Source organism: Polaribacter sp. (genome assembly GCF_049276715.1).
Taxonomy (GTDB): Bacteria; Bacteroidota; Bacteroidia; order Flavobacteriales; family Flavobacteriaceae; genus Polaribacter.
This window is the reverse complement of record NZ_JBASWY010000022.1, coordinates 96,795-120,610: the sequence shown is the minus strand read 5'-3', so window position 1 is coordinate 120,610 and position 23,816 is coordinate 96,795. Positions and strand designations below refer to the sequence as shown.

Here is a 23,816-nt window from a genome sequence, read left to right as displayed (position 1 = left end):
AAAGAATAAATGAACTCACTACTGCATAAACAAGAATCATATAATATTATTGGTACTTGCATGGAAGTTCATAGGGAATTAGGAAAAGGTTTTTCTGAAATTGTTTATGGAGATGCTTTAGAAATTGAGTTAAATAATAATGGAATTCAATATCAGCGAGAAGTAAAGTTTAACATCAATTACAAAGGTTATTTATTACCTCACTATTATGTTGCAGATTTTATTATTCATAATAAAATAGTTTTAGAAATTAAAGCTATAGAATCTTTAACAAAAAGTCATATAAAACAAACTTTAAATTATTTAGCAGCTTCTAAAATTAAATTAGGATTGTTAGTCAATTTTGGTGAAGATAGTTTAACCTACAAAAGAATTCTTTTGTGAAATTTGTGTAATTCGTGTCTCTTTTTAAATCCATATTAAATACAATACCCAGACCTTTATTAATTAAAGTAAGTTATTTAGTGCGTCCAATAATTGCATTCACTTTAAAAGGTAACAAATTTACAGACCCAATAGATGGCAAATCTTTTCGTAAATTTTTACCTTATGGCTATGGAAAGCAAAGAGAAAATGCACTTTCCCCATCAACCTTGTCATTAGAAAGGCACAGATTAATGTGGTTATTTTTAAAAGATGAAACCTATTTTTTTACATCAGCAAAAAAATTAAAAGTTTTACATATTGCACCAGAACAATGTTTTTTAGACATTTTTAGAAAACAGAAAAATCTTGAATATATTACCTCAGATTTAGAAAGCCCGATTGCAGATGTGAAAGCAGATATTTGCGATTTACCTTTTGAAGATAATTCGTACGATGTTATTTTCTGTAATCATGTTTTAGAGCATATAACAGATGATACAAAAGCGATGCAAGAACTTTTTAGAGTGCTAAAAAAAGGAGGATTTGGTATTTTTCAAATTCCACAAGATTTGTCGCGAGCAACAACTTTTGAAGATGATTCTATAACAGATAAAAAAGAACGTGCAGAAATTTTTGGACAATATGATCATGTAAGAGTTTATGGGAGAGATTATTTTAATAGGTTGCGTTCTGTAGGTTTTAAGGTTGATGAAGTGGATTATACAAACAAAATAGCTCCAGAAAAACTAGAGCTATTTTGTTTGATGAAAGGAGAAATTCTCCCTGTTTGTTATAAATTATAAATTATTCTGATTTCTGAAATTTTCTTAAATAATCTACCATTTTTTCTAGTTGTTCATTTCCTAAAATAATAATTCCATCTCTTGTAAATTGATAAGCACCGTTTTCTAATTTGGTAATTACAGTAATTCCTGAATAGGTTCCATTTTCATTTTTAGGTTCAGCAACTTTAGTACCATTTTGATTAATCCAGTAGGTTTTATTAGAATTAATTGCCTGAAAATTACCATTATAAAAATTTCCAATAAATTGATAATCGGTATTTATATTTAAAACTTTACCATCTATAGAACATAAAAATGCTAAGAGATTGTAACCTTCTGTAGCATATAATGGATGTATTCCACCCCCTAAATGTCCTCCAAAAAGATACCATTCTTTTAAAACTCTAACTTCTCCATCATTATTAAATTTATCAATAACATCCGCTTTTTTTAAGTTCTTAAATAAGTCTTCTTCATTGGCAATTTTCACAACTTTTCTTGCATTTAGGTCATAAACAAGAGGCTGAAAAGAATTATTAGGATACGTTACTAATCTACCATTTGCTCTTGGTAACATTACTTTTCCATAGTGTGTAGAAAGTGTGTTAAATTCAGAAACTGGCATTAGTGGAAAACTACTTTTAGCATTTGAATTGAAACAAAATAATTTTGTGGGTTCTTCTGGTATATTTTTAAAAATAAAATAACCATCAAAATAAACTACATCTTTATATTCGTTGGCTGTTACTAATATTTCGCCAACATCATTTATAATTCCATAAAAATCTTTGTTTTTATAAAGAGCAATATTGTTTTTATTAAAAGGATAAATACTATCAACTTTAACGGATAACAATTCAGACTTATTAGACCAAATTGTTTTTAAAGAGTCAATTTTACGGAGTTCTTTTTGTTTTCGAAGTTCTTCTTCTTCCACTTTTTTAACTTCTTCTTTTAATTCTTCTTTAGTTTCAAGAATTAAAACATAATCTTCAGTAGCAGTTATAAACTCTTCAGTTGATTTGTTTTTGGCTAAAACAAAATATTGTTTAGAATATTTTTCAGCTTCGTCTAAATACCTTAACTGTTCCGCAAAAGATTCTTGTTTATGATGTGTTTCAAAATAAACACGAGATCCTAGAATTGCCACATCTTTATCTGTGATAGTATCAGTATAACTCATCGCTTTCTCAAAATACTCAAGAGCTGATTCAAAATCAATTAAAGATGATATAGCCTCTTTTGCTCTTTTAATATATACATCTGCAATATCTTTATTCGTCTGACTGTAGCCAACTATTGTTATTGAGAATAAATAGAAAAATAGTATAAATTTTTTCATAGTTTTTAACAAGTTAATTTAATTTCTTTTGTTTGCAATATAAAAAAATTGAATTTGAATTTAACAAGAATTGATACTAATTTTGGTTATCTGTCCTATATTCTTGTAAATTCCCTTTATCATCCAAATAAATTAAAATAACTTTTAGAAAATAGTGCGTTTCGAGAAATAATTTTGTTTTCTCTAAACCCATAGCCATAAATGCAGTTGCATAAGCATCTACATCTGCACAATCTAAAGCAGCAATAACTGAAGCACTTAACAAATTACTCTCCAGTGCTAAACCTGTTTTAGGATTGATGGTGTGTACATATTTTTTTCCATCATCAGTAATTCTAAACTTTCTGTAATTGCCAGATGTTGCCATAGATTTATTAGATAAATTTATGTTTGTATAACCAGAGTTGTTATCAGAATCAATAGGATTTACCACTTTAATCAACCAAGGTTTTTGCTCGGCCTTTAAACCTTTTGCTCTAATTTCTCCACCAATTTCAATTAAGTAATTCTCAATTTTTTTATCTTCAAAAAAACGGGCAATAATATCTATTCCAAATCCCTTTGCAATGGAATTAAAATCTAAATAAATTTTCGAATTTTCTTTTATAATTCTCCCATTTACTAAAGAAATTTTATCAAAACCAACAAACTGCATTTCAGCTTTAACCTCTTCATCAATTAAGTTTCTCTGTTCATTATTTGGACCAAAGCCATAAGCATTTACTAAATTACCTACTGTTGGATCGAAATAACCATCAGTTTCTTTATAAATTTTCTTTGATTTTTTAAAAACTTCGCTAAAAAAATCATCGATAATAATCGTAGAATCCCCAGTATTAATTCGAGAAATATCTGAAGTTGGTATGTATGTTGAAAGTGAATTATTAAAAGCTAAAAACATACTATCTATAGATTCTTGATAGTTTTTATCTGCATTTAAATAGGTGATTTTATAACTTGTTCCAAAAACGAAGCCTTCTAGTGTAAAATCCTTTTTAACTTTTTCGCTTTTACAAGCAATGAAAATAATTAAAAATGCAAGAATAGTAAACGTTTTTTTAACTATCATTAAGTTTTTCTTTCTAACAAAAATAATACATAAAATTATCATAAATCTTTATTAATACTACTTTTTATGCTTGTATTTTGTTAAATTTGTGACCTAAATTTAATTTAAAAAACCGATGAAGAAATTATCAATATTAGTATTGTCTGCAATTATATTAGCATCTTGTGTTTCTAAAAAAGAATATGCTGCTTTGGAAACAACGCATAAACAAACAAAGGATGAGTTATTAAATGTAGAGACAAGTTTACAAAAATGTATAATAGAAAAAGAAAAGCAAGATGCCAAATTTTTTGCCCTTACTGAACAAGTAAAATATTTACAAGAAGATAAAAAAACAGCTTTAAAACAAGTTGAAAACTTAACAGTTTTAACACAATCTTCTTCTGATAATATTAAAAATGTAATTTCGCAATTAAGTGAAAAAGACAAATATATTAATGGTGTAAGAAAAGCAATGACTCAGAAAGATTCATTAAACCTTGCTATTAAATTTCATTTAACAAAAAACCTAACAGAAGGTATTCAAGATAAAGATATCGAAGTAAATGTTGAAAAAACGGTGGTTTTTATCTCTATTTCTGATAAACTTTTATTTAAAAGCGGTAGTTATACTATAAATGAAAACGCATATTCTGTAATGGAAAAAATCGCGAAAGTAATAAACGACCAACCTAGTATGGAAGTTATGATTGAAGGTCACACAGATTCTACGCCTATTAAAAGAGATTTAATTCAAGACAACTGGGATCTATCTGCTTTAAGAGCTACTTCTATTACAAGAATTTTACAGTATAAATATGGTGTAAAACCAGAAAGATTAATTGCTGCAGGTAGAAGCTCTTATGTGCCATTAGCGCCAAATGATACTGCTGAAAACAAATCTAAAAACAGAAGAACTAAAATTATTATCATGCCTAAATTAAATCAATTCTTCGAATTGTTAGAGCAAGATGCTACTAAATAATTTTTAACTTTTTTAATGATATTTAAAACCAACTTGAAAGAGTTGGTTTTTTGTTTTAATGCAAACTTGACATTCTCAAAAAAATCTACTAACTTCGTTTAACTTCTGATAAAATGAATTTAAACTCACTTTATCAAGTTTAGTTATGCCCAATTTGAAAAATGACACAGCATAGAAAAAGAAATAAAAATTTAGGACTTACTGAACTGATTGCAATTGCTCTTGGCGGAATGGTTGGTGGTGGAATTTTTACAATTTTAGGAATTTCAGTTTCTTTAATTGGAAACCTAACGCCAATTGCAATAATAATCGGAGGAATTATAGCCTCTTTAGCAGCATATTCATATGTGAAATTAGGACTACATTATAGAGATGAAGGAGCAACATATTCTTTTTTCAAAAAAACATATCCAAAATCAAATTTCTCTGCTTCTGCAATAGGCTGGTTTATAATTTTCGGTTATATAAGCACATTAGCCTTATATGCTTATACATTTTCATCGTACGCAATTAGTAGTACTGATTTTGCAGATAATATTTGGATTAGAAAAGGTATTGCAATTGCTGTTATTGGAATTTTCACTTTAATAAATATTTGGAGCGTAAATGGAATGGGAAAAATTGAAGACTTAATGGTTTATACAAAACTTATAGTTTTAACAATTATTTCAATCGTACTAATGACTCACGGAACTACTGATTTCAATACATTCATTGGAAATATGACTATAGATTTAGAACAATCAAGTGTTTTTTCAATTTTGATAGTTTCTTCATTAACTTTTGTTGCTTTTGAAGGCTTTCAATTAGTAATTAATGCAGTTAATGAAATGACGAATCCAGAAAAAAATATACCAAGAGCAATTTACAGTGCAATTTCATTAGCTGTAGTAATTTATGTAGTTATAGCAATGGGTGCGTTATTTGCAATACCAACTGAAGAAATTATAAAGAATAAAGAATTTGCACTTGCATCAGGTGCTGGAAATGTATTAGGCTCATTGGGAACGAATCTTGTTATTTTCGGAGCAATTTTAGCCACAAGTAGCGCTATAAGTGGAACTGTTTTTGGTTCTTCTCGTCAAATGTCTGTAATTGCGAAAGACGGTTATTTTCCTCAAATTTTATCCATCCGAAAAAATAATAGTCCTCAAAATGCAATTATTGCTATGGCAGTAATTTCTTGTATTTTAATCTCAATTGGTGGTTTGGAATTAATTCTTGAATTTGGTAGTGTTACTTTTCTTTTAGTTTCGTTACTTATGGCAATTGCTAATTTTAAAATTAGAAAAAAAACGAACTCATCTACTTTTTTGACAGTATTATCAATAATTGGATTAAGTATTGGTGGAATTTTAATTCTTTACTACGAATTAACAAACAACTGGAAACAAATGATGGCAATAGTTATAATATATATATTACTTGCATTAGGAGCTTGGAAATTTTCATCTAATAAAAAAACTGGGCATAACAATGTATAAAAATAATAGCGGTTTAATCGCTAAAACCAAAGTAAGTAAATATAAAAAAGGTCTGGGTTTAACCGAAAAGTTAGTGTGTGCAAATCCGCTACTATTCTTATACTAGACCGTTAAACGAACCTACTCTAAAATCTTTAAAAAATCTTCAAAAGCCACATAATAAGGCTGATCTTTAAAAACAGGATTTTCTACACTTTCTGCATTGGCAATGCCAACACCAGCAAACCAAACTTTGGCATTTTGTTTTTTGGCATGTTCTTTAAAAGTTTCCATCCAAAGAACATCGTATTCATTAGGGTTTTGTAAATTACTGGTTGTTTTTACCAACACAAATATGGTGGGTTCTCCTTTTTTAAACAATACAAATTGTGGATGTCTTTTTAAAGTGCTATTAATGGCTTGGAATTCATAGCCCATTTTTTCTAACTTTTCTCCAACAATATTCATTGCCAAATTATGCAATTCTTGTGCTGATAAAATTTGCATTACTTCTTTTTATTACGCTTATTGTAATTCTTGTCTCCTCTAGTTTGTGGCTTCTTATATTTTTTAGCAATTTCTCTTCTATAAGAACCACCCAAATTTACTTTGCTATTCTTTTCACTTTTTTCATGAAAAGCATCACCAGGAACATATTCTAATTTGCTTCTGTTTTTAGATTGCTCATGCTCTTCTTTTGGTCGTTCATCTTCTGTTAATAATTTCGATATTTCAACCTCTTCTGGAAGTTCTAAAAGCGGAATTTTAAAATCCATTAATTCTTCAATGGCCGCTTTTGCTTCTTGTTCTTTTTCTGTAGAAAATAAAATCGTTTTTCCTGCTCTTTCTGCTCTACCAGTTCTACCAATTCTGTGCATGTAATTTTCTGGAAAATCTGGTGTATCAAAATTAAAAACATGGCTTACATTATCGAAATCTAAACCACGAGCCATTACATCTGTTGCAACTAAAATTCTATTGTTTCCTTCATCAAACTGACGAATAGAACGTATTCTGTAATTCTGTGTTTTATTAGAATGAATTACACAGGTTTCACTACCAAAAACTTCTTCTAAATGTTTAAATAAATAATCTGCAGTTCTTTTAAAACCAACAAAAATTAATACTTTATGGTAAGTTTCTCTGTCTTTTAAAAGATGATTTAACAAATTAACTTTGGTGAAAAAATTAGGAATGTTATAAGAAATCTGCTCAATATTATCTAAAGGAGTTCCACTAACAGCCACAGAAATTTTAGTGGGATTTTTAAAAAAATCGTAAATTAATTCATCTACATCTTCTGTCATAGTTGCAGAAAATAAAATGTTTTGTCTTTTTTCTGGAAGAATATCGAAAATGTTCATCAATTGAAATCGAAAGCCCAAATCTAACATTACATCGACTTCATCTATCACCAATTTTTGAATCGATTTTAGCTTTAAAGCATTGCTTAAACCTAAATCGTACAAACGACCTGGAGTTGCCACAATTATATCTTGCCCCTGTAAAATAGATTGTTTTTGGGTGTTAATATTTGTGCCACCATAAACACCTAAAACGCGTAGATTTATATATTTTGATAGTTTTTCAATTTCATCTACTACTTGCAAAACCAACTCACGAGTTGGCACCAAAACCAAAACTCTTGGGTGTAATTGTTTAGAAAACTTTAAATCTCTTAAAATTGGCAACATGTATGCAAAGGTTTTTCCTGTACCTGTTTGCGCAATTCCAACCACATCTTTTCCAGATCTAACTATAGAAAATGCTTGTTCTTGAATGGGTGTTGGTTGGTCAAAACCTAAATCATCAATAGCATATTGTAGTTGATTTGATAAATCTAAATCTTTAAAAGTCATTTTCTAAATTTTATGCAAAGATACGTTTTCTTTAAAGCATGTAATTTATGATTTTAAAAGTGTTTTTAATCAATAAATAATTTTACAATAACTCTAGTTCCAACGTCTAAATCTTCGAATATTATTTGATGTTTCTGTTTTAAATGATTAGAAAAAACCGCTAATCTTTCTTCTGTAAGTTTTAAACCAATAGATTCTCTTTTCAACATTTTTTGCGCTTTAAACTCTTGCGCTTTTTTTCTTCCTATTCCATTATCTTCAATTGCTATTTCTATGTAGTTTGGATCTGTTTTAGTGATAGATAACACTAACTTTTTTTCTCCTTCTTTTGGAGATAAACCATGCCAAATTGCGTTTTCTACAAAGGGTTGTAAAATTAATGGTGGAATTTTAATTGTTTCTAAATTAATACTTTTATCAATATGTGTTAAGAATTCTATCTGGTTTTTAAATCTTAAATTTTCTATGCTTACGTAGAGTTCTAAAGTGTCTATTTCATCTTGTAAAGACACTTCTTTTTCTCTTGAAATAGTTAATATTTTACGAATTAATTTAGAAAACTTATTCAAGTAATAAACTGCATTTTCCTTATTATTTTTAATGATGTTTAGTTTAATAGAGTTTAAAGAATTAAAAATAAAATGTGGATTCATTTGACTTTGTAAAGACGAAACTTTTAGTTCTGCAATTTCTTTTTCGAAAGCCAATTCTAATTGTTTTATTCTTTCTTCTTCTGCTAATTTATTTAAAGCTACAATTTCTGTGGTTTTGGTTTCAACTTCTTTTTCTAATCTCTCTGTAAGTAAGTTTTTTAGTGCTGAATTTTCTTTATACTGTTCTATTAATTTTTGTTGAGATTCGTTTCGTTCTTCTAAAATTAAACTCTGCTTTTTTGCCAAACCTAAAGAGAAAAATATATTCTCTATAAAAACACCAACATAAAAATAAGACCAAGAAGAATAAGAACTACTACTTCCAAAAAGAGAGCTTGTTAATGCCAAAATAGAAAATATAGAAAATGCCAAACTACCAATAATAATATAATATTTAATAGCAGTTTTCATCCTAAAAAGATGATAATAAATAAAAATACTTAAAATGATTAATGCAGGTACTAAAATGAAAAGGAAGCCTCTTCTCACTAAATAAAAATCGTAAAATAAATCGATTATAAAAAAACCTAAAAGAACAACAGCCAAATATTTGACAATATTTTTAATCCTTTTTGATGTTTTACTTTTAAATAAAGAAAGTCCTCCAAACTCTGTTACAAAAATTAAATAAGCACTATTGTACAACCACTCAAAAGAAGTATGAAGTGAATTTGGCAAAGGCAAACTAGAATTTAAAACTGTTCTAAAATAAATACTTGAATTCACAATAACTTGATCTACAATTATTATTGAAGCATAAATTGCATACCATAAATAAGCATTATCTTTATAAATTCTGTAAAAAAAAATATTTTGAATTAGAATAATAATCAAAAAACCTATTATAAAAACAGAAAAAATCCCAAGAGGATTAACATCATAAAAATTACGAATTCCTTCTAACATTCCTTAAAATTAAACTCTTTTCATAGCTTCTAAAATGTATGCTCTGTTAGGTCTAGAAACTGGTATAGTTTTATTGTTTTCTAAAATCAAATAGTATCCTTCGCTTTTTACATATTCTCTTATATAATTGATATTCACTAAATAAGATTGATGCACCCTAATTATAGAATCAGAATTAAAAGCTTCAAATACATCTTTTATTTTTTTTGAATACAAGTGTTTTTCACCATTTTCTAAATATATAGTTGTATAATTTCCATCTGATTTACAATGAGTAACTTCTGCTATATTTAAAAAAATAATTTTTCCACTAGAAGGAATCGCAATTTTTTTTGTTTTTTTTTCTGAGGGTAATAGCAAGTCTTGTAAAGAAAAGCCAAGTTGTTTGTTTAACTTATTTTTTTTAATTCTTTTTACAACTTTTACCAAGTCATCATTGTCAATTGGTTTTAGTAAGTAATCTATGGCGTTTTCCCTAAAAGCTTTTAATGCGTAATTATCATAAGCTGTGGTTATTACCAAATCAAAATCACGATATTTTAGATGAGATAATAATTGAAAACCATCAATTTTTGGCATTTCTATATCCAAAAAAACACAATCTGGCTTTAAGTAGTTAATGGCAGAAATAGCATCTTCTGGATTTGTAAATGAATCAATTATATTAATTTCCTTACAAAAGGTTTTAATTTCCCAAGCTAAACTTTCTATAGCATCTTGCTCATCATCAATTAATATAGCTGTAATCATTTAGACAATTTTTATACATATTACAAAATAGTAAGCTATAAGGTTTTATTCTTTTCCTTTTCAACTCACTCAGTTCATAATCAACCAAATATAATTCATATTTAATTATTTATTAGAATTACTCTAAATATAAACTGAATATCACAAAAAATACAAGAGATATGTCCAAAAATAGAATAGCACAATTAGTTCGTGAATAATCATACTAAATTTAAAATGATTCAAAAATAAAAGAAGTTATGTCAAAAGAAATTATAGACAGAAAAGAAGCACTAAAAAAAATGAAAATTTATAGTAAATATTTTGCTTTAACTGCATTAGGTACCTATATAATGTTACACCCAAAAAAATCGCAAGCTTCAAGCCCAGAAGCTCCAGGAACTGGATTTTAAAAAAAAATATGATGAAAAAATTAAAAAAAATTATATTGATTATTGGAATATGTTTATTTAATCAAACAATAATTGCTCAAGATAATTATGGAGAGCAGATTATTGAACAACCTGTACAAGGTGCAAGTCACCATTTTGGGAACTCTGTCTCTATTGATGGTAATTATGCAGTAGTTGGTGCCCCAAATGAAAATGAGCAAACAGGAGCTGCAAATGTGTTTAAGAAAGATGAGAATGGAAATTGGGTTCATATTCAAAAAATAACGGCTTTTGTTGGGCAAAGTATAGATGAATATTTTGGCACAACTGTGCATATTCAAGGAAATTATATTTTTGTTTCAGCACCAACTGATAGATTAAATGAAGCTCAATTTCAAAACCCAGCAGGCTCTGTAATGATTTATAAAAATGATGGAAATGATAATTTTGTCGGTATTCAAAGAATTCGTTCTTCAGATATTAGCACAGGTGACTATTTTGGAGATTCTATAGATAGTTATGGTGATTATTTGGTAGTTGGTGCTCCACATGAGGATCATGATTTAGCTGGCAATAATACATTCGCAAGTGCTGGTTCTGCTTATGTGTTTAAAAAAGATGCTGTAAATGACGAATGGAATCAAATACAGAAACTAGTTCCAAGTCATAGAGAGGTGTCTGATGTTTCTGGAATTTCTTTAGCTATATCAGAAAATTACATTATTTTAGGTAGTAATAATAACACAGATGTAGACAATCTAAACCCTTTAATAGGGAGTGGTAGTGTATTTGTTTTTAAAAAAGATGATGTAAATGATGTTTGGTTAGAAACACAAAAGTTAAAAGGAAGTAATAACCAGTATACTAGTTTTGGGAGATTTGGTATTGATATTAATGGAGATTATATTGCTGTTGGAGCACCTGGAGAAGATAGTGTATATATTTTTAAAGTGAATCAAGTAGATGGTGTTTGGAGTCAAATCCAAAAAGTAAATGCAGTAGGTTTCAGTACTAGTAGTTTTGGAAAAAGTATCGCATTAAATGGAGATTTTTTTATAGCTTCTGCACCAAGTGCATCTGTACAGCAACCAAATGGAACTAATATTGTTTCTGGAACTGCTTTTATTTTTAAAAATAATAATGATACTTGGAATCAAGTTGGACAAATAGCACCTTCAGATGGCGAGTTAAATGACTTTTATGGAGGTGGAGATTCTTCCTTTACATTTTATTCCAATTCTGTTATAGATTTTGATGGCATTCACTTTATTGTTGGAGCTGGCTTTAATGATGTTACTAATGGAGGAAATACTTTTGTAAATGCAGGTAAAGCTTATATTTCTGGGAATTTTACTGGTTTATTCAATCAAATTTTTACTTGGACAGGAGCTATAAGCACAGACTGGAATACTGCTGGAAATTGGGATGTAAATGCAGTACCTACAGCATCAGATGATGTAATTCTAGCTGATGTTGTAAATGCTCCAAAAGTAAATTTTAATCAAAGCTATGTTGTAAATAATCTAACAATAAATGAAAATCTAACTATAAAAACTAATGCTAGTTTAACTGTAAATGGAAATTTAGATCATGGAGCTAATATACAGGTTGAATCTTTTGCAAATGGAAATGGAAGTTTTATTTTAAGAGGAAATCAAACTAATCTAAATCCTGCTGATTTAATTTATTTAAGATATGTAAGTGGTAACAATTGGCATATGTTATCTAGTCCTGTTACTAATTTCGATATTGATGTTTTTGCAGCTGCAACTGCTCTTGCAGAAGGTCAAGGAAATAACAGAGGTATTGGTTTTTACAATAATAACACAAATCCAAGATGGATTTATTATCAAGATGGTGCTGATGATACAGGAGATTTTATTGAAGGAAAAGGATATTCTATACAAACTTCTGAAAATGCTTTTCTAAACTTTACAGGAAAATTAAAAGCAACTGATTTAAACAACTATGTTATCACAGAAAATTTAGATGGCTGGAATTTAGTTGGAAATCCATATCCAGCATTTATAAATGCAAATACAAATGCTGATGAAAATGAAAATTTCCTAACTGAAAATGCAGACAATTTGGATCCTGAATTTGCAAATATCTATGTTTGGAACCCAAACACGACTTCTTACGAACCTATAGGAAATGGCTTAGGAGCTAAATATATTGCACCAGCACAAGGTTTTTTTGTAAAATCTAAAGTTAGTGGGGGAACAATAGACATTAATAAAAGCATGTTAACGCATCAACAAGGAGATTTATTTTTGAAAACAAACCCAACAAAAAAAATGGTATTACAAATAAAAGATGATACCAATATTTCAGAAACCACAATTGCTTTTAAAAATGGAATGACCAAAGGTTTAGATGTAACTTATGATGCTGCTGTTTTTTCTGGGGCAACAAATAATTTATCAATCTACACACATCTTTTAGAAGACAATAAAAACGTGCCTTTTGCCATTCAGTTTTTACCTGAATTAGAAAACAACGATTTCATAATTCCTCTTGGAGTTTATCAAAAAGAAGAAACAGAAATTACACTTTCTTTAAAAGAAATCGACATTTCAGATGATATAAAAATATATCTAGAAGATAAAACAGATAACACTTTTACTGAAATTACGAATGATAATTATCAATTTTCTCATCAAAAAGAGGATTCTGAAACTGGAAGATTTTTCCTTCATTTTCAACAAAAATCTCTAAACGTAGATGATGTTGCTAATTCCAAAATTCAAATTTATAAATCTGATGATTCTACAATTACTGTTTTAGGAATTCCAAAAGGAACATTAAACATCTATGATATTACTGGGAAAGAAGTTATGAAAAACAGAGAAATTAACAACCTCAAAGAACAGATTCAAATACCGAAATTATCAAAAGGAGTTTATCTTTTTAAAGTAAAAATTGGTTTACAGCAAGTTGTTAAAAAATTAATTTTTTAATTTTGATGAAATAAATTGATATCATTTCTTATAAAGTTGAATATACCTTAATTTTGTTGAGATATATTCAACTTTTTTTTGATGATTACAGATACACACACTCATTTATATTCAGAACAATTTGATGAAGATAGAAAAGCGATGATTCAGCGTGCAAAAGATGCAGGTGTTTCTAGGTTCTTTATACCTGCAATAGACTCTTCTTACACAGAAAAAATGTTTTCTTTGGAAAAAGAATATCCAAAGGATGTGTTTTTAATGATGGGTTTGCATCCAACATCTGTTAAAGAAAATTATTTAGAAGAATTAAATCATGTAAAAAACTGGGTTGATAAAAAAGACTTTTATGCCATTGGTGAAATTGGAATCGATTTATATTGGGATAAAACTTTTCTAACACAACAACAAGAAGCTTTTAGAACGCAAATTCAATGGGCAAAAGAGAAAAAACTACCTATTGTAATTCATTGCAGAGATGCTTTTGATGAGATTTTTGAAGTTTTAGAAACCGAAAAAGGAGAAGATTTATTTGGAATTTTTCACTGTTTTACAGGAACTTTAGCACAGGCAAAACAGGCTATTTCTTACAATATGAAATTGGGTATTGGTGGAGTTGTTACTTTTAAAAACGGTAAAATTGATCAATTTTTAAACGAAATTAATCTAAAACACCTTGTTTTAGAAACAGATGCACCTTATTTAGCGCCAACTCCTTTTAGAGGAAAAAGAAACGAAACTGCTTATATTACCAATGTAATTGATAAATTAGTTGATATTTATAACCTTTCTTTTAAAGAAATTTCAGAAATTACTACCCAGAATTCAAAAGAAGTTTTTGGAATATAAACTATGGTAATTAATACCATCAAAGCCAAATCAAACTTTTTTAATTTTAGTCATCCACAACCTTATTTAATTTTTAGTCTTGGTTTACTTTTAATTTCTATAGTATTTATAAATATCAATGATGAATATTTAAGCATCGATTTTCTAAATTCAATTTTAACTTTTATCGTTTTTATTTCAGGAATTATATTTGTATTATCATATATAATTCTTAAGTTTTCTAAAGAAAATCTGCAAGTCGTTAAAACAGGAACTTTAAAAATCACTACAGAAGAATTTATTTTTAATGGGGAAATTAAAATTCCATTTAATTCAGTTACAGATATCAAATTAATTACCAATGATTATGAAGGTAAATTAAAAAATTATAATAACGATTTTAATTCTAGTTACACTTTAGGAACTGAAAACTTCATCATTATTAAAGCAAGTAAAATGCAAATTAAAAAACAGATTCAACTAAATTCGGAAAGAGAATTAAATTTACTACACGACTTTCTTTCCTATCAGATTATAGAAAATAAATTTAAAAATGCACCTGTTAAAAAACTAATTTCTATTTTTAGGGATAACTACAAGTCAACAAATGAAGCAAGAAATTTTATTGCTTCAAAAATTAATTTAGGAAAATTAAATACTACAGAAGGTTTATTAATGATGAATTATACCTCTGACAATGAAGCAAAAGAGTTAAGAAAAAAATATAATCTTTAATTGATAATAGAAACCACATACCAAAAAACACCCATAGGAATCGCAAAAATTGTTGGCGATAAAAACGGAATTCAATCTGTTTCTATTTTAGATGATGATACCATTTCTGATGAATTACTAAATTCAGAAATTCCTGAATGTTTGCTGGATTGTGTAACTCAATTAGAAGAATATTTTAAGAGTGAAAGAGCCAGTTTTAATTTAACTGTAAATCCAAAAGGAACTTCTTTTCAAAAGAAAGTTTGGAAATCTTTATTACAAATTCCTTATGGAAAAACAACAAGTTACTTAGAACAAAGCAAAGCTTTAGGCGATATGAAAGCCATAAGAGCTGTTGCCTCTGCAAATGGTAAAAACCCACTTTGGATTATTATTCCCTGTCATAGAGTAATTGGTTCTGATGGTTCTTTAACAGGTTATGCAGGTAAAATTTGGCGTAAAAAATGGTTACTAGAGCATGAAAACCCTGTGAAACAGCAATCTCTTTTCTAATTTTAATAAAAGTCCAAGCATAAAAAAACTATTTTTACGTTCTTTACATATTGATGCTGTATGTATAAAAAAAGTCTTTTTTTGTTATTTCTATGTATTGGATTTTCTATCCAATCGCAAATTACATCAACAGATTTTAGAAAGATACTAATTGAAGTAAAAAAAGACACGATTCAGTTAGATTCTGTTGCCATTAATCCCCAAAAATTTAAAATTTTAGACAATTTAAATAATACGATTCCAAGTATTGCGTATCAAATCGATTTTAGTAAGGCCATTTTAATTATCGATGCTCGAAAATATCAAAAAATTACAGTGGAATATTTTAGAATTCCAGATTTTGTTACTAAAATTTACACCCCATTTGATGAAAAATATATTATACAAAGCAATACAAACCAAGCTCAATTATATAGTTTAACCACTAACAAAGAAGCCAAAGACATTCAACTATTTGAAGGTTTGCAAACCCGAGGTTTTATTACAAGAGGAATAACCAGTGGTAACAACCAAAATGTGGTTACAAACTCATCTTTAGATTTAGAGATTTCAGGAAAACTCTCTAAAGATTTAACTTTAAGAGCAAATATTTTTGATACCAATATTCCCATTCAAGAAAACGGATACTCACAAAACTTAACAGATTTCGATCGTATTTCTTTAGAACTTTTTACTGAAAAATGGAACGTAAAAGCAGGAGATATTTCACTAGAAAATAAAGAAAACTTTTTTGTGCCTTTTACCAAACAAGTATCTGGTTTAAATATAAATGCATCATTAAATGACGAATTAGAAGTTACTGCTTCTGGCGCTATTGTTCGCGGAAAATTTAATAATTTTAAGTTTGTTGGTGTAGAAGGCAATCAAGGCCCTTACAAACTTTTTGGTAATAATAACGAAGCTGTAATTTTAATAATAGAAGACAGTGATAGAGTGTATGTAAATGGTATTCCTATTGAACGTGGAGAAAACAAAGATTACATCATAAATTACAATTTGGGCGAAATTATATTTAATACTACGTACCCAATTACAAATGATATGAGAATTACAGTGGAATTCCAATATGCTGAAAGAAATTATACACGATTTATAACCTACGAAAAAGCAGCTTATGAAGGAGAAAAATTCAGTATTTCAGGCTTTTTCTACAGTGAAAATGATGCAAAAAACCAACCTTTGCAACAAAGTTTATCTAATAATCAAAAAGAAATATTGGCAAATGCTGGTAATAATGCAGCTGCAATGGTTTCTGAAAGTGCGTTTTTAGATTCTTTTAATGAAAATAAAATTTTATATAAAAAAGTAATTAATGGAAATGTAGAATTTTTTGAATACTCCACTAATGAAACAGACGAATTATACAATGTTACCTACACAAATGTTGGACAAAATAATGGCGATTATGTTTTAGATGACACCATTGCAATTGGAAATATTTTTTTATACGTAGGTACAAATCAAGGTGACTACAGTCCGATTGTGCGTTTAGTTGCGCCAACAAAATCACAATTTCTTGTTGTAAAATCGAATTATAGCCCAACAGAAAAAACCACTTTTTCTTCTGAAATGGCTTTAAGTAACAACGATGCAAATTTATTTTCATCTATAGATGATAATCAAAACCAAGCATTGGCTGCAAAAATTGGTTGGCAACAACTCTTAATTGATAAAAAATGGAAATTAAAAAGTAGCATAAACCACGAATATGCTCATAAAAACTTTAAAACTTTGCAACGCTGGGAGTCTATCGAATTTAATAGAGATTGGAATTTACTTACTAATAATGGGACTAAAAATTATTTTCAATCGGAATTATTGTTAGAGAAAAATAAAGAAAATTATGCATTGTATAGATTTAATAATTTAACCTATACCTCTATTTTTAGTGGTATAAAACATGAAATAACATCTAAACTAAAATCAAAAAATACAACCTTTTTTGTAGACGGAAGTTTTTTAAAAAACTCCTCTACTTTAGAAGAAAACTCATTTCTTAGAGCAATTGCAAAGGTTGAGCATTCTTTTTCTAAAAGTTGGGTTGGCGCTTTTACAAATCTTGAAAACAATACAAGAAAAAATAATACTACTCAAGAATTTATAGCAACAAGTCATCGCTACAAAGAGTTTGAAACTTATTTGGGTATTGGAGATACTGCAAAAGTATTTGTAAAATTTGGCGTGAATTATAGAACTAATGATAGTATTAAGGAAAATCGATTTCAAGAAATAAACAACAGAAAAACATTTTACATAAAAAGTAAATTGATAAAAAACAAGAATACCAATTTAAGTGTTTATGCCAATTACAGATTAACGGATAATAATTTTTCGGAAAATGAAAAAACATTAAATTCTAAAATAGTTTACAACCAAAAAATAGCTAAAAATTTTATAACACTTGGTTCTACTTACGAAACTTCTTCTGGCAATGTTGCTAGGCAAGATTATGTGTATGTAAAAGTAGAACCTGGTTTGGGTTTTTATACTTGGATTGATTATAATAATGATGGTGTTAAAGATTTTAATGAATTTGAAATTGCATTATTTCAAGATCAAGCAGAATATTTACGATTACCAAAACCCAATTTACGTTTTATTGCTACTCAAAAAGCGAAATGGAAACAATCGATAACTTTAAATTTTATTGATTGGAAAACCAAAAATGGACTCAAAAAAATACTCTCTCATTTTTACAACCAAAGTTTTTTAACCGTCGAAAATGAACAAGAAAGAAATGGTAATTCGTTTAATTTAAATCCGTTTGATTTAGCCGAAAACAAACTAATTGCCCTAAATTATAATTTTAGAAACAGTTTGTATTTTAATAAAAATATTCAAAAATATAGCACAAGTTATACCTTTGCAAGTGCTAGAATTAAACAACAATATTTTATTGGCACACAAGAGAACGAAAGTGCTCTTCATCAAATAGATTTTGCACACAAAATTGGTAATTTCTGGCTATTAGAAATACTGCTAAAAAATAGTGAGAACAATTTAGATACAGAAAACTTTAATGATAGAAACTATCAAGTTCTTACAAACGAAATCCAACCAAAAATTAGTTTTTTATATAATGACAATCATCGTTTTTCTGGCTTTTATCATTTTAAAAATAAGCGCAATCTACTGTTTAATTTAGAAGAATTAGATCAACATAAATTAGGCTTAGATTATTTTTACATCAGCCAAAAAAAGAATCAAATTTCTGCAAACCTTACTTTTTTTCAGAATAATTTTACAGGCAATGCAAACACGCCAGTTGCCTATCAAATGCTTGAGGGTTTGCAAGCGGGTAAAAACTATACATGGAATGTTGTTTTTAATCAAAAATTAAATTCTTTTTTAAATTTAAATTTAAGTTATTTTGGCAGAAAGAGTGAAAATTCACAAAGTATTCATTCTGGAAATGTTCAATTACGAGCAAATTTTTAAATCAATGTATTAATTGTTACACAGAGTAATTAAAAAATATAGTATTTTTACAGAAGTATGATGAAATTCTACGCAATATTACTTTCTAATATGATTCTTTTACAGAGTCTAAACATTAATTTTGAAACTTTTTCAAAATTAAATGTGTTATTAGAACATGCGCAGTTTCATCAAGAAAAATATGGCGATAGTTTTATAGAATTTTTATATAAACATTATGGAGATCAAAAAATTAGCGAAAATTTAAACCATAAAGAACATAAAGATTTACCTTTTAAACATAATTCGAATCACTTTAATCATTTGGTAAGTATTTTAGAAATTAATGTAGAAAAATTTAATCTAAAAAAACAAAAAACATTACTTTCTAAATCTAATTTCTTCTACAAAGAAAGTTATACCAACTTCGAAAAACCAAGCATTTTTCAACCTCCCAAATTCGCATAATTTATTTTAGAAAAAGTGAACCTGTAAAATGCATCAGGTTATTTCATATATCTATTATTTATTATAAATTATGTTAGAAAAAATTATCAAATTCAGCTTAAAAAATAAGCTGATTATCTTCCTTTTTATTGCTTTTGTCATTGGCTTCGGAATTTTTTCGTTAACCAAAATTCCAATTGGTGCAGTGCCAGATATTACAAATAATCAAGTGCAAGTTATTACAACTTCTCGCAATCTATCTACACAAGATGTAGAACAATTTATTACCTATCCTGTTGAAATAGAAATGGCAAATTTGCCTGGAGTTGAAGAAATTCGCTCGGTTTCAAAATTTGGATTATCTGTTGTAACCATAGTTTTTACGGATGAAATTGGCACATATTTACCAAGACAATTAATTGCTGAAAAAATTAAATCTGCTTCTGAGAAAATTCCACAAGGATTTGGATCTCCAGAAATGGGACCCATTACTACTGGTTTGGGCGAAATATATCAATATATTTTAGATGTAAAACCGGGTTATAAAGATCGGTATTCAACTACTGATTTACGTACGCTTCAAGATTGGATTGTAAAGCGTCAACTTTCAGGAATACCTGGAGTTGTAGAAGTAAATACTTGGGGTGGAAATTTAAAACAATATGAAGTTGCCATCAATCCAGAAAAACTAACTGCGATGAAAGTTTCTGTATCAGAAATTTATGATGCACTCGAAAAAAACAACAGTGTTGCAGGTGGGGGTTATATAGAAAAAACCAATGAAACCTACTTTATTAGAGGTGAAGGTTTGGTGAAAAGTTTAGAAGATGTTGGTAATATTGTTGTAAAAAATAATGTCATTCCTATTTATGTAAAAGATGTTGCTAAAATAGGTTTTGGAAGTGCTACACGTTTTGGAGCAATTACCGGAAATGGTGAAGGCGAAAAAGTGTTGGGACAAATAATGATGTTAAAAGATGGCAATTCAAAAGAAATTATTGATGCTGTAAAAATTCGTGTTGAGGAAATTCAAGGTTCATTGCCAGAAGGCGTTTTTATCAACGGATTTTTAGAACGTAGCGAATTAATTGCAAAAACGACATTTACAGTTTCTGAAAACCTAATTTTAGGATCGTTGATTGTGATTTTTGTAGTGGTTTTATTACTAGGAAATTTGCGCTCTGGTTTGGTTGTTGCCTCTGTAATTCCTTTAAGTTTATTATTTGCTATTTCATTGATGTCCATTTTTGGCGTAGATGCAAATTTGATGAGTTTAGGAGCGATTGATTTCGGAATTATTATTGATGGAGCTGTAATTATTGTCGAGTTTATTGCCTTTCGAATTATGAGAGAAAGCGAAAAATTGGGCATCTTATCCAAAGAAGAAAAACAAGTTGAAATTGATGCAATTACACTAAAAAGTGCTTCAAAAATGATGAATTCTGCCATTTTTGGACAATTAATCATCTTAATCGTTTTTATTCCTATTTTATCTTTAAGTGGTGTTGAAGGAAAAATGTTTAGACCAATGGCATTGACCTTTAGTTTTGCTTTGATTGGTGCTATGATTTTTTGTGTTACCTACGTTCCTGTGGCTTCTGCGCTGTTTTTAAAACCTCAAAAACCAAGTGACAAAAATATTTCAGTTCGATTGATGAGAATGTTAAATTCGTTTTACAAACCCTCCATTCATTGGGCTTTACAAAACAAAAAAATAGTAGTTGGTTTGGCAGCTTTCATGTTATTATCAAGTGTTTGGTTGTTTAGCAGAATGGGTGGCGAATTTGTGCCAACTTTAGATGAAGGAGATTTTGTAATTCAGCCAGTATTAAAAACAGGAACATCTTTAGGAAAAACAATAGAAATTACTACTAAAATTGAACAAATCCTATTAAAAAACTTCCCAGAAGTAGATCAAGTAGTAAGTAGAATTGGGGCTGCAGAAGTTCCAACAGATCCTATGTCAATGGAAGAAAGTGATGTCATCATCAAATTAAAACCTAAAAAAGAATGGGTAAGTGCTGATAGTAAAGACGAATTAGCCAACAAATTTAAAGAAGCGTTATCAGTAATTCCTAGGATGGAAATAGAATTTACACAACCTATTGAAATGCGTTTTAATGAGTTAATTACGGGTGTAAGAGCAGATGTTGCTGTGAAAGTTTTTGGTGAAGATTTATCAATACTAGCAAAAAAAGCAGATGAAATTAAAAACCTAATTAAAAATGTAGAAGGTGCATCAGACATTATTGTTGAAAAAGTGGAAGGTTTGCCTCAAATGAGTGTGAACTATAACCGAAGTAAAATTGCACGTTATGGATTGAACATTTCAGACATCAATCAACTAATTACAATGGGATTTGCAGGCAGTGTTGTAGGGAATGTTTTTGAAGGTGAAAAACGATTTGATTTAGTAATTCGCTTTGATGAAAATCATCGAAAAAATTTAGAAAGCTTACAAAATTTGTATGTTGATGCTCCTAATGGAAATAAGGTTCCTTTAAGCGAATTAGCTAGTATTCAATACACTACAGGACCTGCAAAAATTTCTAGAGATGATACCAAACGAAGAATTGTTGTCGGAATTAATGTTCGAGATCGCGATTTGCAATCGGTTGTAGATGACATTCGAAAAATTATTGATACCAACTTAAAATTACCTGTTGGTTATAACGTAACTTATGGAGGACAATTTGAAAATTTACAAAGTGCCAAAGCTCGTTTAATGATTGCTGTGCCAATAGCACTAACATTAATATTTTTACTCTTGTATTTTGCTTTTGGCTCTGTAAAAGAAGCATTTTTAGTCTATACTGCAATTCCACTATCTGCTGTTGGTGGGATAGTTTTACTTTGGTTGCGCGATTTACCTTTTAGTATTTCTGCAGGTGTTGGTTTTATAGCACTATTTGGAATCGCAGTTTTAAACGGAATTGTATTAATTGAGCACTTTAAAGAACTAAAAGAAGAAGGAATGACTAACATAGAAGAACGCATTAAAAGAGGTACTAAAGAACGTTTACGACCTGTTTTATTAACAGCAGCAGCAGCAGCTTTAGGTTTTTTACCCATGGCAGTTTCCACAAATGCTGGTGCTGAAGTACAACGTCCTTTAGCAACAGTAGTTGTGGGTGGTTTAATTTCTGCAACTATTTTAACATTAATCGTTTTACCAGTTTTATACGCTTGGTTTGAAGAAAAAAAAGAACTAAAAATCAATAAAAACCTTCTTTTGTTACTCATTGGTTTCTTTGCCATTTTACAATCAAATGCACAATCAAAATTAACGATTGATGAAACACTTTCTTTAGCCAAAAAAAATAATGCCAGTTTAAAAGCGGCGCTATCAAAAGTGAATGAAAGCGAAGCCTTAGTTTCGAGTGCTTTTGAATTTGATAAAACTTCTATTTATTACAGTTTTGATGAAAATAATATCGCTGTTAATAACTTACCTATTAGAGTATTTGGTGTTGCCCAAGATTTTAAATTTCCAACGTTTTATTTTGCTGATAAAAAAGTAAAAAAAGCACGATTTAGTATTGAGCAAACCAATTATAATATGGCTGTTCAGCAACTTGAAAAAGAAGTTTATGCAAATTTTTATCAGTTAAATTACGCCAAAAATAAAGCAGAAACATATCGTTTTTTAGACAGTTTGTATCAAGATTTTGCAAAAAAATCTGAAAGAAGGTTTGAATTGGGTGAGACCAATTATTTAGAAATGATTACTGCAAAATCAAAACAAAAACAATTAGAAACACTTTACAAACAGGCTTTGCAAGAGGTCATTTTAGCTACTGAAAATCTAAAAAGTGTGGTTCAAATTGATAGCTTAATTACTGTTGATGAAGATTTGTATAAAGTGCCATTGCAACAATTAACAATCAATGAGAATTTAGGATTGCAGTATTTTGAAAATGCCAATAAATTTCAAAATGCGTTGTATAAAAAAGAGCAACAAAATTTATTACCAGATATTAGTTTAGAATATTTTCAAGGAACTAACAGTCAATTAAATACTTCTTTAAGAGGATATCAAATTGGATTAAAAATTCCGTTATTTTTCTCTGGGAATGCCTCCAAAATAATGGCTTCTAAAATTGCCAAAAATACCATTATTGAGCAACAACAAGATTATAAAGTGAAGTTACAAAGCAGTTACAATTCACTTTTGGCAACCCTACAACAGCATGAAGAAGCCATTAATTATTATGAATCTCAAGGGAAAAATTTGAAAGAAGAAATTATAAAAACTGCCAATCGAACTTTTTCTGAGGGAGAAATAGATTTTTTTCAATACATCCAAAGTTTGGAAACAGCTAAAGATATTGAGTTGTCTTATCTAGACAATTTAAACACTTACAACCAAACAGTTATCAACATTAATCATCTTATTTTAAATACATTTTAAC

18 protein-coding genes are annotated in these 23,816 nt (G+C 28.7%); 12 read left to right on the top strand and 6 right to left on the bottom strand.

Annotated features, from left to right (window positions below):
• Window positions 1-9 precede the first annotated feature (9 nt).
• On the top strand, window positions 10-384 hold the full coding sequence (locus tag WAO74_RS06075) for a GxxExxY protein (protein WP_422160408.1): 375 nt from the start codon (window positions 10-12) through the stop codon (window positions 382-384).
• Between the two features lie 14 nt (window positions 385-398).
• Window positions 399-1,169 carry a class I SAM-dependent methyltransferase gene (locus WAO74_RS06070; RefSeq protein ID WP_422160407.1) on the top strand — a complete coding sequence of 257 codons (771 nt, stop codon included), beginning with the start codon at window positions 399-401 and terminating at the stop codon, window positions 1,167-1,169.
• Between the two features lies 1 nt (window position 1,170).
• Here the strand turns inward: WAO74_RS06070 and WAO74_RS06065 are convergent, their stop codons facing one another.
• Together WAO74_RS06065 and WAO74_RS06060 are read right to left on the bottom strand one after the other, a co-directional pair.
• Window positions 1,171-2,493: a hypothetical protein gene (locus WAO74_RS06065; protein WP_422160405.1), complete on the bottom strand. Its 1,323-nt coding sequence runs from the start codon at window positions 2,491-2,493 to the stop codon at window positions 1,171-1,173.
• A 76-nt stretch (window positions 2,494-2,569) separates the two neighbouring features.
• A complete protein-coding gene (locus tag WAO74_RS06060; protein ID WP_422160404.1) occupies window positions 2,570-3,562 on the bottom strand; it encodes an FAD:protein FMN transferase in 993 nt (330 codons plus the stop codon).
• Between the two features lie 115 nt (window positions 3,563-3,677).
• Between WAO74_RS06060 and WAO74_RS06055 the strand changes: the two genes are divergently transcribed.
• On the top strand, window positions 3,678-4,526 hold the full coding sequence (locus tag WAO74_RS06055; RefSeq protein ID WP_422160402.1) for an OmpA/MotB family protein: 849 nt from the start codon (window positions 3,678-3,680) through the stop codon (window positions 4,524-4,526).
• A gap of 161 nt (window positions 4,527-4,687) precedes the next feature.
• Window positions 4,688-6,010: an APC family permease gene (locus WAO74_RS06050; RefSeq protein ID WP_422160400.1), complete on the top strand. Its 1,323-nt coding sequence runs from the start codon at window positions 4,688-4,690 to the stop codon at window positions 6,008-6,010.
• A gap of 120 nt (window positions 6,011-6,130) precedes the next feature.
• Here the strand turns inward: WAO74_RS06050 and WAO74_RS06045 are convergent, their stop codons facing one another.
• The 4 genes from WAO74_RS06045 to WAO74_RS06030 form a co-directional block, all read right to left on the bottom strand.
• Window positions 6,131-6,496: a Na(+)-translocating NADH-quinone reductase subunit F gene (locus WAO74_RS06045; RefSeq protein ID WP_422160399.1), complete on the bottom strand. Its 366-nt coding sequence runs from the start codon at window positions 6,494-6,496 to the stop codon at window positions 6,131-6,133.
• Window positions 6,496-7,848, bottom strand: a complete 1,353-nt coding sequence (locus WAO74_RS06040) for a DEAD/DEAH box helicase (protein WP_422160397.1) — start codon at window positions 7,846-7,848, stop codon at window positions 6,496-6,498. Before WAO74_RS06040 ends, WAO74_RS06045 begins: the two co-directional genes overlap by 1 nt.
• Window positions 7,849-7,913: 65 nt before the next feature.
• Window positions 7,914-9,407 (bottom strand): sensor histidine kinase, encoded by a 1,494-nt coding sequence (locus WAO74_RS06035; RefSeq protein WP_422160395.1) that lies wholly within the window; start codon window positions 9,405-9,407, stop codon window positions 7,914-7,916.
• 9 nt (window positions 9,408-9,416) lie between these two features.
• A complete protein-coding gene (locus WAO74_RS06030; protein ID WP_422160394.1) occupies window positions 9,417-10,157 on the bottom strand; it encodes a LytR/AlgR family response regulator transcription factor in 741 nt (246 codons plus the stop codon).
• A gap of 239 nt (window positions 10,158-10,396) precedes the next feature.
• On the opposite strand from WAO74_RS06030, the gene WAO74_RS06025 reads away from it, so the two are divergent.
• The 8 genes from WAO74_RS06025 (at window position 10,397) to WAO74_RS05990 (ending at window position 23,815) form a co-directional block, all read left to right on the top strand.
• Complete coding sequence (locus WAO74_RS06025) at window positions 10,397-10,549, top strand: hypothetical protein (protein ID WP_422160392.1); 153 nt, start codon at window positions 10,397-10,399, stop codon at window positions 10,547-10,549.
• 11 nt (window positions 10,550-10,560) lie between these two features.
• On the top strand, window positions 10,561-13,488 hold the full coding sequence (locus WAO74_RS06020) for a T9SS type A sorting domain-containing protein (RefSeq protein ID WP_422160390.1): 2,928 nt from the start codon (window positions 10,561-10,563) through the stop codon (window positions 13,486-13,488).
• A gap of 81 nt (window positions 13,489-13,569) precedes the next feature.
• Window positions 13,570-14,334 carry a TatD family hydrolase gene (locus tag WAO74_RS06015; protein WP_422160388.1) on the top strand — a complete coding sequence of 255 codons (765 nt, stop codon included), beginning with the start codon at window positions 13,570-13,572 and terminating at the stop codon, window positions 14,332-14,334.
• Between the two features lie 3 nt (window positions 14,335-14,337).
• Complete coding sequence (locus WAO74_RS06010) at window positions 14,338-15,048, top strand: hypothetical protein (RefSeq protein WP_422160387.1); 711 nt, start codon at window positions 14,338-14,340, stop codon at window positions 15,046-15,048.
• Between the two features lie 6 nt (window positions 15,049-15,054).
• A complete protein-coding gene (locus WAO74_RS06005) occupies window positions 15,055-15,540 on the top strand; it encodes a methylated-DNA--[protein]-cysteine S-methyltransferase (RefSeq protein WP_422160423.1) in 486 nt (161 codons plus the stop codon).
• Between the two features lie 81 nt (window positions 15,541-15,621).
• A complete protein-coding gene (locus WAO74_RS06000) occupies window positions 15,622-18,978 on the top strand; it encodes a hypothetical protein (RefSeq protein WP_422160385.1) in 3,357 nt (1,118 codons plus the stop codon).
• Between the two features lie 57 nt (window positions 18,979-19,035).
• Window positions 19,036-19,425, top strand: a complete 390-nt coding sequence (locus tag WAO74_RS05995) for a hypothetical protein (protein ID WP_422160384.1) — start codon at window positions 19,036-19,038, stop codon at window positions 19,423-19,425.
• 70 nt (window positions 19,426-19,495) lie between these two features.
• Window positions 19,496-23,815, top strand: coding sequence for a CusA/CzcA family heavy metal efflux RND transporter (locus WAO74_RS05990; RefSeq protein WP_422160382.1), 4,320 nt, complete (start codon window positions 19,496-19,498; stop codon window positions 23,813-23,815).
• The last annotated feature ends 1 nt before the right edge of the window (window position 23,816 follow it).

What these genes read in the sequence shown, in the direction of transcription:
- WAO74_RS06075 (WP_422160408.1), top strand. Translation starts at nt 10, where the DNA reads ATGAACTCACTACTGCATAAACAAGAATCATATAATATTATTGGTACT.
- WAO74_RS05995 (WP_422160384.1), top strand. Translation starts at nt 19,036, where the DNA reads ATGATGAAATTCTACGCAATATTACTTTCTAATATGATTCTTTTACAG.
- WAO74_RS06040 (WP_422160397.1), bottom strand. Translation starts at nt 7,848, where the DNA reads ATGACTTTTAAAGATTTAGATTTATCAAATCAACTACAATATGCTATT.
- WAO74_RS06020 (WP_422160390.1), top strand. Translation starts at nt 10,561, where the DNA reads ATGAAAAAATTAAAAAAAATTATATTGATTATTGGAATATGTTTATTT.
- WAO74_RS06030 (WP_422160394.1), bottom strand. Translation starts at nt 10,157, where the DNA reads ATGATTACAGCTATATTAATTGATGATGAGCAAGATGCTATAGAAAGT.
- WAO74_RS06065 (WP_422160405.1), bottom strand. Translation starts at nt 2,493, where the DNA reads ATGAAAAAATTTATACTATTTTTCTATTTATTCTCAATAACAATAGTT.
- WAO74_RS06010 (WP_422160387.1), top strand. Translation starts at nt 14,338, where the DNA reads ATGGTAATTAATACCATCAAAGCCAAATCAAACTTTTTTAATTTTAGT.
- WAO74_RS05990 (WP_422160382.1), top strand. Translation starts at nt 19,496, where the DNA reads ATGTTAGAAAAAATTATCAAATTCAGCTTAAAAAATAAGCTGATTATC.
- WAO74_RS06015 (WP_422160388.1), top strand. Translation starts at nt 13,570, where the DNA reads ATGATTACAGATACACACACTCATTTATATTCAGAACAATTTGATGAA.
- WAO74_RS06060 (WP_422160404.1), bottom strand. Translation starts at nt 3,562, where the DNA reads ATGATAGTTAAAAAAACGTTTACTATTCTTGCATTTTTAATTATTTTC.
- WAO74_RS06035 (WP_422160395.1), bottom strand. Translation starts at nt 9,407, where the DNA reads ATGTTAGAAGGAATTCGTAATTTTTATGATGTTAATCCTCTTGGGATT.
- WAO74_RS06050 (WP_422160400.1), top strand. Translation starts at nt 4,688, where the DNA reads ATGACACAGCATAGAAAAAGAAATAAAAATTTAGGACTTACTGAACTG.
- WAO74_RS06025 (WP_422160392.1), top strand. Translation starts at nt 10,397, where the DNA reads ATGTCAAAAGAAATTATAGACAGAAAAGAAGCACTAAAAAAAATGAAA.
- WAO74_RS06045 (WP_422160399.1), bottom strand. Translation starts at nt 6,496, where the DNA reads ATGCAAATTTTATCAGCACAAGAATTGCATAATTTGGCAATGAATATT.
- WAO74_RS06055 (WP_422160402.1), top strand. Translation starts at nt 3,678, where the DNA reads ATGAAGAAATTATCAATATTAGTATTGTCTGCAATTATATTAGCATCT.